The organism is Methylocystis sp. SC2 (assembly GCF_000304315.1).
Taxonomy (GTDB): Bacteria; Pseudomonadota; Alphaproteobacteria; order Rhizobiales; family Beijerinckiaceae; genus Methylocystis.
Map to the genome: position 1 here is coordinate 1,814,635 of NC_018485.1, position 13,489 is coordinate 1,828,123.

The 13,489-nt window shown below is 64.6% G+C and carries 9 protein-coding genes; 5 read left to right on the plus strand and 4 right to left on the minus strand.

The features are described from left to right. Positions 1-86: 86 nt before the first annotated feature. On the minus strand, positions 87-896 hold the full coding sequence (locus BN69_RS08800; protein WP_014891240.1) for a sterol desaturase family protein: 810 nt from the start codon (positions 894-896) through the stop codon (positions 87-89). A 217-nt stretch (positions 897-1,113) separates the two neighbouring features. On the opposite strand from BN69_RS08800, the gene BN69_RS08805 reads away from it, so the two are divergent. From BN69_RS08805 to BN69_RS08825, 5 genes are all read left to right on the plus strand, one after another. Further along, on the plus strand, positions 1,114-1,641 hold the full coding sequence (locus BN69_RS08805) for an SRPBCC family protein (protein ID WP_014891241.1): 528 nt from the start codon (positions 1,114-1,116) through the stop codon (positions 1,639-1,641). A 12-nt stretch (positions 1,642-1,653) separates the two neighbouring features. Continuing rightward, entirely contained in the window at positions 1,654-2,106 is a 453-nt protein-coding gene (locus BN69_RS08810) for a PAS domain-containing protein (protein ID WP_014891242.1), read from the plus strand. 148 nt (positions 2,107-2,254) lie between these two features. Next, the gene (gene rpsO / locus BN69_RS08815) at positions 2,255-2,524 is read left to right on the plus strand and encodes a 30S ribosomal protein S15 (protein ID WP_014891243.1); all 270 of its coding nucleotides are present in this window, start codon (positions 2,255-2,257) and stop codon (positions 2,522-2,524) included. A gap of 209 nt (positions 2,525-2,733) precedes the next feature. Then, on the plus strand, positions 2,734-4,890 hold the full coding sequence (gene pnp / locus BN69_RS08820) for a polyribonucleotide nucleotidyltransferase (protein ID WP_014891244.1): 2,157 nt from the start codon (positions 2,734-2,736) through the stop codon (positions 4,888-4,890). A gap of 189 nt (positions 4,891-5,079) precedes the next feature. Beyond that, entirely contained in the window at positions 5,080-6,153 is a 1,074-nt protein-coding gene (locus tag BN69_RS08825; RefSeq protein ID WP_014891245.1) for an AI-2E family transporter, read from the plus strand. A gap of 86 nt (positions 6,154-6,239) precedes the next feature. On the opposite strand, the gene addA is transcribed toward BN69_RS08825, so the two are convergent. From addA to BN69_RS08840, 3 genes are read right to left on the minus strand one after another with little or no spacing between them, the layout of a single operon-like run. Continuing rightward, a complete protein-coding gene (addA, locus tag BN69_RS08830) occupies positions 6,240-9,686 on the minus strand; it encodes a double-strand break repair helicase AddA (protein ID WP_014891246.1) in 3,447 nt (1,148 codons plus the stop codon). Then, a complete protein-coding gene (gene addB, locus BN69_RS08835; protein WP_014891247.1) occupies positions 9,683-12,790 on the minus strand; it encodes a double-strand break repair protein AddB in 3,108 nt (1,035 codons plus the stop codon). Before addB ends, addA begins: the two co-directional genes overlap by 4 nt. Positions 12,791-12,795: 5 nt before the next feature. After that, entirely contained in the window at positions 12,796-13,488 is a 693-nt protein-coding gene (locus tag BN69_RS08840; RefSeq protein ID WP_014891248.1) for a nucleotidyltransferase family protein, read from the minus strand. Position 13,489: the final 1 nt, after the last annotated feature.

The following is a 13,489-nucleotide window of genomic DNA, read 5'->3' on the forward strand; positions in this document are numbered from 1 at the left end:
TCAAGCGGCGCGGAGACGCTTCCAGCGTCTATCGGCGCGATCGTGAGCCCGCTGAACGGCGCGCGCTTTGCGTGCGCGCACACGGCCTAAGAATGGGACTTTCTGGGCACGAGATGCATGACGCGCGCAAGCCGACGCTCGGTCAGAAAGGCCAGGCTGAACAGCTGCAGGACATTCTCCGCCTCGATCAGCTCGAGGCCGATGGATTTCGGCGTCAGATCCTTTCGCGTGCGAAAGATGATGTCCCAGATCGAAAGGACGATTCCATAATTGCTGTCGTGCTCGCTGCGCAGCGTCGAATGATGGGCGCGGTGCAGAGACGGCGTGATGATGAAATAGGACAGAATCCTCTCTCCGGGGATCGCGATATTGGCGTGGTGAAACAGCACGAAGAACATGCGCACAACCTCGCATGCCACCACGACATGCGCCGGCGCGCCGATGACGACGGCGCAGACGCATTTCACGACGACTTCCAGCAGCTGATCGAAGACGTGGAACCGCAGCCCGGTCGTGACGTGAAAGCTCTTGTCGCTGTGATGGATCTTGTGAAACAGCCACAGCGCTTCCGACTTGTGCCCGAGATAGTGCCATGCATACACCGCCAAATCGAACAACACGAAGCTTGCGACCCATTTCAACGGCGCGTCAGGCAGGCTCGACAGCAGGCCATAGCGCGAGTAGTTCGAAGCGACGACGAGCAGGCTGGAAACGGACAGGACGTTCATAATGACGTTGTTGATCAGGAAGGCTGACGTATTGGTGGAGAATGACGCCTTCAGCCCCGCGCCCGCGAATTTCATGTAAGGGCGGAATTTTTCGACGACGAGCAGAATTACGAAAAGACAGAATGCGGCGATAAGCAACTGGTTCTCGATATGTGGCGCAGCGCTCATCGCCGACCTCGCTGGTTGGATGGGCCGTTTCAGGCGCGCGGCGACGCGACCCGACCAATGAAATAGCCTCCCCAGCCCATTAAAGACCGCCAATGCTCGCCAATTTGCCGCCGTTTTCGGACGGCGCGGAGGAAGTCGCCTGGATCGCCCTTGTCAGTGGCCTGAAAACGCCTAGCTCGTCAGAGGGAGCCCATCATTTTTTCAGCAAGGGCGTCGCATGTTGGGACTTAACGTAAATCTCCAGGGATTGCGCTCGGACCGTCCGCCAGCTGTCGGCGGCGTCGCCAGAACCGTGATTTCACGGCCGCGCGATTTTGCTTTCGATTTTGTCGCGCGCGATTTTTTCGCCAATTATCAGCGGTGGTGTCCGCAAGTGGTGGAGCTGGAGCCGAGTGGAAGCGCGCCCGTGCGCGTCGGGATGACGGCGCGTCAAGTCACAATGGAGCGGGGCATTCGCAGCGAGAGCACATTTGCGATCGCGGCCGTCGAACGCCCTAGCCTTCTCGCCCTCGAAGGAATTTCGGAACCCTTCTCGTCCTCCTACGCATTCGAGTGCGAGTCGCAAGAAACCACGCTGATTTTCACCTTCGAATTGCGCGAGATCGAATTGTCGATGCGGCCTTTCGTCAAACTGATTCGCGCCGCATTGCAGGACGGCGCGGAGCAAATCGTCGAGAACCTTCGGGCGCTTATCGAAACCGGCGCGACGTCAGCCGAAACCGCCGGCGCATCACGATCAAACTGAGGTCAGCGAAAAATGTTCGTCGTTCAGAAAGATGATGGGATCATCCCGAAAATTTTGACGCAGATTCTCGATTCATGCGTCAATGGCGTCACGCTGGCCGACCCGGACCAACCTGACGCCCCTATCGTCTATGCGAACAAGGCCTTCGAAAGCATGACCGGCTATGGTCAGGAGGAGATCATCGGCCGCAACTGCCGCTTTCTGCAAGGCGACGACCGGGATCAGGAGGGGCTTGCGCCGCTGCGGGAGGCCATGCGCACGCATCAACATATTGAAGTGACGCTGCGCAATTATCGGAAAAATGGCGAGTTGTTCTTTAACAAACTCAATATCACGCCGCTGCTCGATAGTCGCGGCGCGGTGATCTACTATCTCGGCGTCCAATATGACGTGACCGAGCTTGTCCGCGCGGAAGCGGAAATCAACAGGCTGGGCCAGCGATTGCAGGCGCTGGAGAAGGCGTAAGCCCCTATCCATCTCCCGCATTTCTGCTATAAACGCCCCCGCACGCCCCGGTTCGCCGGGGCGGCTCCGTTTTCGCGCGACCCTGCTGGACGACATCCCGGCCTTGGCCGCGGAGCGCGGATCACCCCAGAAAAACAAGGACAATCCGATGTCGATCACGGCGGAGCGCAAGCAGGCGCTCATCAAGGAATATTCCACCAAGGCGAATGACACGGGCTCGCCCGAGGTGCAGGTGGCGATTCTCACCGAACGAATCACCAATCTGACCGAACACTTCAAGACGCATGCGAAAGACAATCACTCGCGTCGCGGGCTCCTGAAGCTCGTTTCCCAGCGCCGCCAGCTCCTCGACTATGTCAAGGTGCGGGACGAACCGCGCTACAAGAGCCTGATCGAGCGGCTCGGCATCCGCCGCTAAGACTAGAGGACCGCGCGCCTTCGGGCCCGCATATTGGACCGCGGGCCTCAAGGCCCGCATTTGAGGACTGCGCGCCTGGAGGCTCGCAGTCCATATCGCCAGAGCCGTCATGGCAGGATCGCCGGACGCTGCGCCGCCTGTTTCTTTCCTCGCAGCTTCTCGCCGTCTTGCCCATGACCAGCCGCTGGCGCATGAGAGAAAGACAGCACATGTTCCAGATTCACCGCGAAGAACTCGATTGGGCCGGGCGCAGGCTCGTGCTCGAGACCGGCAAGATCGCCCGCCAGGCCGACGGCGCCGTGATGGCCAGTTGGGGCGAGACCACCGTTCTCGCGACAGTGGTTTCCGCCAAGGCGCCAAAGCCAGGTCAGGACTTTTTTCCGCTAACCGTTAACTATCAGGAAAAGGCCTTCGCCGCCGGCCGCATCCCCGGAGGCTATTTCAAGCGCGAGGGCCGCCCCTCGGAGCGCGAGACGCTGATCTCCCGCCTCATCGACCGCCCGATCCGCCCGCTCTTTCCCGACGGCTATCGCAACGACACCCAGGTGATCGTGACGGTGCTGTCGCACGACCTCGAAAACGATCCCGACATTCTCTCCCTGGTCGCGGCGTCGGCGGCGCTGACGCTTTCGGGCGTCCCTTTCATGGGACCCGTCGGCGGCGCGCGCGTCGGCTGCATCAACGGCCAATTGAAGCTCAATCCGACGATCGAGGAGATGAAGCTCTCCGAACTCGATCTCATCGTCGCCGGCACGCAGGACGCCGTGTTGATGGTCGAATCGGAAGCCAAGGAGCTCTCCGAGGAGACCATGCTGGAAGCGGTCATGCTGGGCCATCGCGGCTTCCAGCCGGTGATCGACGCCATCATCCGCCTTGCCGAGCGCGCCGCGAAAGATCCGCGCGACCTCGTCATCGCCGACACGACGGAGGTCGCGAGCGCCGTCGCCCAGATCGCCGAAGCTGAACTGCGCGACGCCTACAAGCACACCGTCAAGCAGGAGCGCTACGCCGCCGTCGACGCGGTGAAGGCGAAGGTCGCCGCGGCGCTCTTTCCGGAAGGCGGCGAAGCGAAATTCACCAAGGAGCAGGTCGGCGAAGCCTTCAAGGCGCTACAGGCCAAGGTCGTGCGCTGGAACATTCTCGACACCGGCGTGCGCATCGACGGCCGCGACGTGAAGACCGTGCGCCCGATCGTTTCCGAAGTCGGCGTGCTGCCGCGCGCGCATGGCTCGGCGCTGTTCACCCGCGGCGAGACGCAGGCGCTCGTCGTGGCGACTCTCGGAACGGGCGAAGACGAGCAATATGTCGATTCGCTCGAGGGCACCTACAAGGAACGCTTCCTGCTTCATTACAATTTCCCGCCCTATAGCGTCGGCGAGACCGGCCGCATGGGTTCGCCCGGCCGTCGCGAAATCGGCCATGGCAAGCTCGCTTGGCGCGCGCTCAGGCCGATGCTGCCGGCGGCCGCTGAGTTCCCCTACACGCTGCGCGTCGTCTCCGAGATCACCGAGTCGAATGGCTCGTCCTCGATGGCGACGGTCTGCGGCACGTCCTTGGCGCTGATGGACGCCGGCGTGCCGATCAAGGCGCCGACGGCCGGCATCGCCATGGGCCTCATCCTGGAAGGCGAACGTTTCGCCGTGCTCTCGGACATTCTGGGCGACGAGGATCATCTCGGCGACATGGACTTCAAGGTTGCGGGCACGTCCAATGGCGTGACCTCGCTGCAGATGGACATCAAGATCGCCGGCATCACCGAGGAAATCATGAAGGTCGCGCTCGCTCAGGCGAAGGACGGCCGCCTGCATATTCTCGGCGAAATGGCGAAGGCGATCACCAGTTCGCGCGCCGAACTCGGCGAATTCGCGCCGCGCATCGAGACGATGAAGATCCCCACCGACAAGATCCGCGACGTGATCGGCTCGGGCGGCAAGGTCATCCGCGAAATCGTCGAGAAGACCGGCGCCAAGATCAACATCGAGGACGACGGCACGGTGAAGGTCGCCTCCTCGGACGGCAATTCGATCAAGGCGGCGATCAACTGGATCAAGTCCATCGCCTCCGATCCCGAGGTCGGCATGATCTACGAGGGCACGGTGGTGAAGACCGCGGACTTTGGCGCCTTCGTCAACTTCTTCGGCGCCAAGGATGGGCTCGTTCACATCTCGCAGCTCTCCAAGCAGCGCGTGAACAAGACGACCGACGTCGTGAAGGAAGGCGACCGCGTGAAGGTCAAACTCCTCGGCTTCGACGACCGCGGCAAGGTCCGCCTCTCGATGCGCGTCGTCGATCAGGAGACCGGCGAAGACCTCGAGGCCAAGGAAAAGGCCGAACGCGAAGCCGCCGCGGCGAACGGCGGAGAATAGGACATTCACCGGGCGGCTTCTCGAAGCCGCCCGTTTTTTTAGGGCGGCGACGACCGAGCCAATTCGTCAACGCTATCGGCGCGCCGCCGCGGACGCGCGAATTTCCTTTGTAGAAGGGCGCGCGCGCCCTCCTTGCCAAGCCCGTGACGCGCCCTGTCTATAGGGTTCAACGCAGCGACAGGGGCGGACATGAACGAGGAGCTGGAAGCGGCGGCGCTCGTCGAACAGGATCAGAACCTCTCAATTGACGTTTTTGTTCTTGCCCGACTCGCCGTCACGCTTGCGTTTATCTCCGCAACGGTTCTGATCTCGGCGCCCTTTCTGCCGGCGCTCACCTGGGCGCTCGTGCTCGCGGTTGTGTTCATTGGGCCGCATCGCCTGCTGGAGCGCTTCCTGCCGCCCTCCGTTGCGGCGGGCGTCTCGATGCTGATCATCGGCCTCGTCATCGTCGGACCGCTGCTGCTTGTGATCGAACGGCTCGTCAGCGAGGCCGCCGCAGGCGTCGACTATGTCCAGAAAGCAGCGCAGCAAGGCGACTGGCGAACGATGCTCGACGCGCATCCTTGGCTCGGCAGATTCCAAAGCTGGATCGAGCGCAGATTCGATCTGCAAGCGACATTCTCGCAGCTGGGCGCCTTCGTCACCAATATGGCCGCGAATTTTCTGCGCGCGTCTACCGGTCAGATCATCACCACTCTTCTCGCCTTCTATCTCCTGTTCTTTTTCCTGCGCGACCGAGCCGTGGCGCTGCAGACGCTCGCGCGGCTGTCGCCCTTCTCGAACATCGAAACCGGCAAGATCATCGTGCGCGTGCGCGATACGATCCACGCAATCCTCTTTGGCACGCTGGCGGTGGCGGCGCTGCAAGGCCTGCTTGGCGGATTCATGTTCTGGATGCTGGATTTTAATTCGCCGGTGCTGTGGGGCTTGATCATGGGGCTTCTCTCGATCATTCCGGTGCTCGGCTCTTTCGTCATATGGATCCCGGCGACGATTTACCTCGTGATCGAGGACCGTTGGGTTGAAGCCATAATCCTCGCTTTATGGGGCGGCGTGGTGATCGCCAGCGTCGACAATCTGGTCCGGCCGCTGCTCATCGGCGACAGCATGCGGCTACACACCGTGCCCGCCTTCATCGCGATGCTCGGCGGCCTTCAATTGTTTGGCGCTTCAGGGATCGTCGTGGGGCCGATCGTCATGGCGCTCAGCCCGTTGTTGCTGGACTTCTGGCGTCGCCGCGTCGGCCCCGATCAGCCGGCCTAGAGCAGGTTCCGCGAATGCCCAGGCTTGTTGGCGACCCATGCGAGCCAAAGCTGCTGCGGCCAATTCAATCATTTGATGGCGTCGCCTCAAAGCGCCCTTTCGAGCGCGGCGGCAAGCGCCGATTCATCGGCCTCAAACACGCTGGCGTTCTGCGTATAGATCAGAAAGCAGCGCAGCCGCTTGCCGGGAAAGAGCGAGGCGACCGCAGCGCGATAGAGCGCGAGCTGGCGCACATGCGCGTCTTCGATTCTGCCGCGCGGCCTGCCTGTCTTGAATTCGGCGATGAGCGCTTCGGTCGCGGTTTCGACAAGCCGGTCGATGCGGCCGGAAATGACGGCACCGTTTTCGAGCGTCGCGACGATGTCGACCTCAGGAGTCGAGTCCGGGCCAAAGAGCGGCGCAAGACGCGGGTCGGCGAGGATCGCCAGCGCCGACTGCGCGAGCGCCTCTCGCCTGTCTTCGTCCAGAAAGCCGCCGCGCGCCGAAAGAAAACGCCGGGCGACGCTTTGCCGATGTTCCGTCGCGCAGGCCGGCAGATGCTGCAACAGCGCATGGACCAGACGGCCGTTCAGCAGACGTTCCGCTTCGCCTCGGCGCGCAGCCGCGCCGTCCGCGCCGTCCGCGATGAAGTCCGCGCCGGCGAGCGCGCCCGAGGGACGCAGCGGCGGCGGCGGCGCAACTTCAGGCCGCGCCTTGGTCTTGGCGAAGGCCGGAATGTCGACGGCGGCGGCCGGCGGCGCTCTTCTCGAAAGATCGAAGCGCGGCGCAACCGCGCCGCGACGCAGAATCGTCGATGTGGCATCGAGCGGGTCTGGCAAAGTCTCGCAGCGCGAGTCCAGCGCGTCGCGTATGGCGTCGTACCAGCAGCCGTCGGCGCGACCGTTGACGCCATGAGCGCCGCAAATATACAGCCGCTCCTCGGCGCGGGTCAGCGCGACATAGAGCAGGCGCTGGCTTTCCGCGCGTTCGCCGCGCCGATGCGCTTCGCGCGCTTCCTGGAGTGCGATCGGGTCGCTGTCCTTGCCGATCGACCAGAGGAGCGCCGCTTCGTCAGCCTCGCCGAGCGCATAGAGCTTGGGATCGTGCTTGCCGGCGGGTGCGCCGCAGGTGTCGGGCAGAAAAACGATCTTCGCCTCCAGACCCTTCGCCGCATGAGCGGTCATCACCCGCACGGCCGCGCCGGCCGATTCCATATCGCGCTTGATCGAAAGATCGAGCGACTCGGCCATCGCCAGAAAGGCTGTGAGCGACGGCGGCTGTTCGCGCTCGAAACTCGCGGCGAGCTTTAAAAATTCGTCGATCGCGTCGTCTGCTTCGCCGCCCAGCCTCGACATGAGCCGCGCGCGTCCGCCCTCCGGGCCAAGAACGCTGCTGTAAAAATCGAATGGCGTTAGCGCCGCGGCGTCGCGCCGCAAACGTCGCAGGCGCGCGGCGACCTCGCGGCCGCGCGCGTCGTCAGATCGTTCAAGCGCTTCGACCAGTGAGGCGCGACGGCCGGGCGCGAGCGCGATGAGATCGTCGTCGTCGAAGCCGAAGAAGGGCGATTTCAGGACGCTCGCCAGCGTCAGATCGTCTTCCGGCAACAACGCGGCGCGTCCAAGCGCGATGAGATCGTGGACGGCGATATGGTCGGCCAGATTGAGTCGGTCGGCGCCGGCCACGGGGACCTGTTCGTTTTTCAATGCGCGAATGATCGCCTCGAAGAGCGGACCACGTTTGCGCACGAGAACCAATATGTCGCCGGCCTCGACGGGACGCAGCGCGCCGCCGTCTTCGACGCATTCGCCGCTCTGAGGCGCAAGCAGCGCCCTGACCTTGCGCGCCAATTTTTCCGCGAGACGCTCATTGGGGTCGCTCGCGTCGACATAGTCGAGCGGCAGGCGCCAATCGCTCTGGTCCTGCGCTTTTTCCGCGCCGATCGGCTCCCAGATTTCGATGAGCGCCGCGACATCGGATTTCCAAGCCTCGTGCCTTGGCGCCGGCTCCTGCGGATCGCCGCACAGGCCGAGGCGATTTTCATCGATCGCGAAAATATCGTCGACCGCTTGCAGCACGCCGGGCGAAGAACGGAAAGATTGCGTGAGCGTCACCAATTCGAAACGGCGGTTGACGCATTCGAATCTACGGCCAAACTCGCGCCGCATCTCGCCAAATCTTTCGGGCGCCGCGCCTTGGAAGGAAAAGATCGATTGCTTCTCGTCGCCGACCGCAAAAAAGCTGCGCGGCGGACCGCCCTTGGCTTCGCGCGCGCTGGCGCCTGCGCAAAATTCGTCGGCGATCGCCGCTAATATGTCCCACTGCGCCGAACTCGTATCCTGCGCCTCATCGAGCAGGATGTGATCAATCTGCGCGTCAAGCTTATAGAGCACCCAGGATGGGCTCGAACGATGAAGCAGGCGCCGCGCGCCCTCGATCAAATCGTCGTAGTCGAGTAGTCCCCGACGTCTTTTGGCATGCTCATATTCGCTCAAGATGGCGTCGCCGAGAACATGCAGCGCCAGCGAGCGTTCGGCCGCGGCGGCGGCCATGCGCTTTTCGATGAGCGTGACGAGCCTGTCGCGCTCGGCCTCCATGCGCGCGAGGAGCTGCGGTTCGCGCCTGGCGAGCGGGCCGGTGATGATTCTTGTTTTCCCCAGGCCGCGCGGTTCGCCGTCTGTTTTGAAGAAGGCTGCGAGATAGCTCTCGATACAGTCGGGATGCGGGGCAAGAGCCGCTGCGGCCTCAAGCGAGTCGGCGAGTTTGCCGTCGTTGGTCGAACCGCCGCGCAGCATTTTGGCGAGCGCCGGCCACGCCGACGGCGGCTCGCCGTCCTCGATGATCGCCGCGTCGATTCGCGTCAGCGTTTCGTCTGTCGTCAGACCAAGCGCGGCGAAGACACGCGCCTCGTAATCGTCCTGCTCGCGCATGCGCGCGATGTCTTGACGGTGATGCAGCAATTCCTCGCAGAGCGCGTCGAATCCCGCGGCCGACGTCTCGCGGGCGACAAGCTCCAGCGCTTTTCGCAGCGATCCATCGTCTCGCGTGGCGGCATCGAGCGCGCGCCGTCGCGCCGCGTCCATCAGCTCGGCGCGCTCCAGATCATCGACGACGCGGAAGGACGCCGGAACATTGGCTTCGAAGGGAAAGACATGCAGCAGCTTTTCGCAGAAAGCGTGGATGGTCTGGATCTTGAGTCCGCCAGGCGTCTCGACGGCGCGCGCGAACAGCCGCCGGGCGAAATCAAGATCGATGCGCGACTCGACGGTCGCGCCCATCTGAGCGATGTCATTGGCCAGCGTCGCATCGTCGAGCGTCGCCCAGCGCGCGAGCGCGTCAAAGACCCGCGATCCCATATTGGCGGCGGCCGCCTTCGTATAGGTGAGGCAGAGAATCTGCGACGGCCGCGCGCCCGCGAGCAGCAGCCGCAAAACGCGCTGTGCGAGCACATGCGTTTTGCCGGACCCTGCATGCGCCGACACCCAGGCGGACGTGAACGGATCTGAGGCCGTTTGCTGGCGCCGGATCGTCAGCGCGCCAACGGGACGCTCGCTCATGCCGTCTCTCCCCCGCCGCGCATCCATTCCTTGACGCGCGCCAGATGGTCGTAGTCGCCGATATCGCTCATAAAAGCCGGATGCGGCCGCGACGCATAGGGCGTCGATTCATCGCGAAATTGCGACAGCAGCGCTTCGAGCTGCGCCCGATGCGCCGCGACGACGTCGGCGAAGCGCGCGTCTTTCCACTCGATCCAGTGAGTCTCGCCGCCCTTTCGCAAGCCGATATAGGCGGCGCCGGAAACCGGCCGCGGGCCGATTTTTTCGAAAGCGCCGGCCTCGATCATCGCCGCCTCCAAGGTCAGCTGCGGCGACCAGCCGGCCTTGACCTGCTTTTTCGACGGCGGCGCGCCGGTCTTGTAGTCGAAGACATATGCTTGGCCTTGTCGATCGACCTCTATGCGATCCGCGATCGCCGTTAAGCGAAAGGTCGTTGCGTCGGCGAGCGTAAGCGCGATCTCGCCGCGCGTTTCGACATGGATGTCGCAATCCAAAGCGCGCCGCTCCTGTTCGAAGCTGAACGCATGATCGAGCCCCGCTTCAATGCGCGGCCATTGGAAGCTCACGAAGGCGGGATCGGCCATGAAGCCATCGAGTTTCTTGCGCGCGAGTTCGCGGAGAGCGTGGCGGGCGCCAGAGGGAAGCGCGCCGCGCGGATGCCGCGCGACGAAGGCCGCAAGCGCTTCATGTATCGCGACGCCGATTTCGCGCGCGCCGGCCTCCGCGCCGATCGGCGGCAGCGGCGTGAGTTTGAGAATATATTCGGCGAAGATTGCGTAAGGGTCGCGCCGCAGGCGCTCGACGCGGGTGACGCTCAAGCGTTGCGGCCGCAGCGCGAGCGCCGGGCGCGGCTGCGGCCGCTCGATCGCAATCGTCGTTTCGGGTCGATCGAGCACGGCGGCGATCGCGAGCATCGCGTCGCCGCGTTTCCAGCAGGCGTCGAACGCGTCGCCGGCAAGCGCCGACAGACGCGCGATGAAGCGGGAAGGAACCGTCGGCGCGCCATTCCGTTTGATGGCGCGGCTCAGCACGACGCGCTCCGCGCCCAACGCCATGATGAAGTCATGCGCGCTTTGGCCGATGCGTCGCTCCGGCGCCATCAGGCCGAGCTGCGCGCGCATCGAGCGATTGAGAAAGGCGCCGGTGTCCGTCTGCGGCGGCCATACGCCTTCGTCCAGTCCGGCGAGCAGGATGAGATCGGCGTCGATGAGCCGCGCTTCCAGAGGACCGAGGATCTTTAAGCGCGGATGGGCGCGTCTTGGGCCGCGCAGCATCGTCTCGGCGGCGACGCGGTCGAAGAGCGCCGCGTAGTTTTGCGCGTCAAAACCTGCCGGCGCCTCAGCATGCGCGAGCCGATCGAGGAGTTCGAACAGCGCCGACGCGCCCTCTTCATCAGCTTCCTCGGCGCCGGCGATCACGGCGTCAAGCGCGCCGCTATGCGCGCGCGCGCGGTCCGACAGCGACGCCGTCGGCGCCAGCGCGGCGAAGGGCGAGAAAGCGGCGTCAACACGCGCAAGCGCATCTTCGATCGCGCGCCACTCCTCATCGCTGACGCCGCGCGCCGCCGGATGCGCATGCGGCGCGCGCGCCAGTTCACGCGCCGGGCCGACTCGCGCCGCCCAGCCGCCGTCAGGCTGCGCGAATGTGCGCAGCACGCCGATCTCGACGAGCGGCGCGAGCGATGCGACGCGCGCACGCGAAAGTCCGAGCCCGGTGAGCGGATGGGCGAGCAGCGCGGCCACGTTCACGGCGCCGGCGCGATCCGATCCGATCGTCGCGACCAGCCGCGCCAGCGCGCCGATCGATGTCCTTGCGAGCGGCATGCCGCCGGAGTCATCGACCTCGATGTCGAAGCGTCGCAGTTCGGCGGCGACGCGCCGCGCGACGAGCCGGTCCGGCGTAACGAGCGCCGCCGTTCGGCCAGGCGTCTCCAGCGCCTCGCGCATGAAGAGCGCAAGCGTCAAAGCCTCTAACCGCTCATCCGGCGCGTCCAGCGCGATGACGCCGTCGAGCGCCTGCGCGAAGCCGCCGCTCTGCGCAGCCTGATAATCGCGCCACGCTGACGTCGCGTCGGCAGGCGCCATCGCTTGCGAGACAAACGCGCGGCGCGCGGCGAGCGGCGGGGTCAAGCGCGCGAGTTCGCGCGGCTCGTCGCGCGCCGCGCCCATCGCGTCGAGCAAGCGTTTCAACATCATCTGCGGATGGGTGAAGGTCGGTTCTCGGCTTTGATCCGTCCAACCCACGCCCGTCCAGGCGTCCGCGCTCATGATCTGATCGAGGCCCGGCAGGACCACGGCGCCGTTTTCGAGTCCGGCGATGGCGGCGAGCAGCCGCGCGGTCGTCGGCTGCGCGCCGGTCGAGCCGAGCGCGATCACCGGCGCGATCGGCGGCGTGCGGGCGAGCTCGGCGATCTGCGCTTCGACGAGGCGCTTCTGATAGGCGCTGGCGTCGATCCGCCCGCGGTCCGCGAGAATTTGTGGCCATTCGCGCAAGACGATCTGCAGAAATTTCGTCGTGATCGCCCAGAAATCGCTGTAGGCGTCATCGCTCAGACTATCGAACGCGTCCACCGAAACATCTTCGATGTGCAATTCGTCGATGAAGGCGCCGAGCTCGGCGGCGAGCGCATAGGCGGCCGACGGCGTCGATGCGACGAGCAGCGGCTCGCTCTCATGCAGATTGGGCGCGCCGCTTGCGTCGACGGAGATGAGCGCGCGCCCAATCGCTTGCGCCCATTGCAGAATCAGCTGCGACAGCAGCAGGCGTCGTTCCAGTTCTTCGATCGGCGCGGCGAGGGACGCATCCGCCTCGACGTCAAAGTCTCCGGCGAACAGCGCGGCGTTCTCGCGCTCCTCCAGCGCGCCGAGCGGCAGGATGCGCGGCAGCAGCGTCGCGCGCCGATCCAGCGCCTGCGCGAATTCGGCCGCGAGCGCCCGCGCCGCGCGCTGTGTCGGCACATAGATCGTGGCGCGCGCCATCGTCAGCGGCGGCGTGTCGCGCGAGAGGGCGGGAACAATCTCGCCGTCGAGCAAGGCCGAAACAAACGTCTTCAGAAACGGCGCGCCAGGCGCAATGGTGAAAAGGTTGCGCCGGCGGGGGAGCATCGCGCTCAGCTCCGGCGCAGGGCGATCGCACGCTCGGCGTCGGCGATGGCCGCGACCGTGCCGACGTGAAGCCAGAGACCGCTGGAGACGACGCCATAGAGCCGTCCCTTGCGCGCGGCTTCGAAGAAGAAGGGCGCGAGCTTGAAGACATCATCCGCGACGCCGGCGAAAAGCTGCGGCTTCATGAGTCCGACGCCGGCATACACATAGGGTTTCTGGCCGTCGCGGCGAATAATGCGCCCGTCAGCGTCCAGATCGAAATCGCCGTCCCAGTCGACTCCGACGCTTCCCGACGTCGGCGCGAGCAGCAGCGCCGCATCCATGATCTCGGGGTCGAAGGCTTCCGCAAGCGTTCGGACATTTGAGCGCGCCGCGTCGATCCAGAACGCGTCGGTGTTGCAAACGAAAAATGGATCGTCTCCGATCAGGGGAAGCGCCCGCTTGATCCCGCCGCCCTGATCCAGCAGCAGCGCGCGTTCGTCGGAAATGACGATTCGCGGACGGGCGCGGCGCGCGAGATGCGTTTCGATCTGATCGGCGAGATGATGGACATTGACGATGGCCAGTTCGACGCCAGCGTTTTCGAATTCATCGAGCGCGCGGTCGATCAGCGTGCGGCCGGCGACGGACACAAGCGGCTTCGGCGTCTTCTCGGTGATCGGCCGCATGCGCGCGCCAAGCCCGGCGGCGAACACCATG

Coding starts and splice junctions, on each gene's coding strand:
- addB (WP_014891247.1), bottom strand. CDS start 12,790: ATGCTCCCCCGCCGGCGCAACCTTTTCACCATTGCGCCTGGCGCGCCG.
- BN69_RS08825 (WP_014891245.1), top strand. CDS start 5,080: ATGAACGAGGAGCTGGAAGCGGCGGCGCTCGTCGAACAGGATCAGAAC.
- pnp (WP_014891244.1), top strand. CDS start 2,734: ATGTTCCAGATTCACCGCGAAGAACTCGATTGGGCCGGGCGCAGGCTC.
- addA (WP_014891246.1), bottom strand. CDS start 9,686: ATGAGCGAGCGTCCCGTTGGCGCGCTGACGATCCGGCGCCAGCAAACG.
- BN69_RS08805 (WP_014891241.1), top strand. CDS start 1,114: ATGTTGGGACTTAACGTAAATCTCCAGGGATTGCGCTCGGACCGTCCG.
- rpsO (WP_014891243.1), top strand. CDS start 2,255: ATGTCGATCACGGCGGAGCGCAAGCAGGCGCTCATCAAGGAATATTCC.
- BN69_RS08840 (WP_014891248.1), bottom strand. CDS start 13,488: ATGGTGTTCGCCGCCGGGCTTGGCGCGCGCATGCGGCCGATCACCGAG.
- BN69_RS08800 (WP_014891240.1), bottom strand. CDS start 896: ATGAGCGCTGCGCCACATATCGAGAACCAGTTGCTTATCGCCGCATTC.
- BN69_RS08810 (WP_014891242.1), top strand. CDS start 1,654: ATGTTCGTCGTTCAGAAAGATGATGGGATCATCCCGAAAATTTTGACG.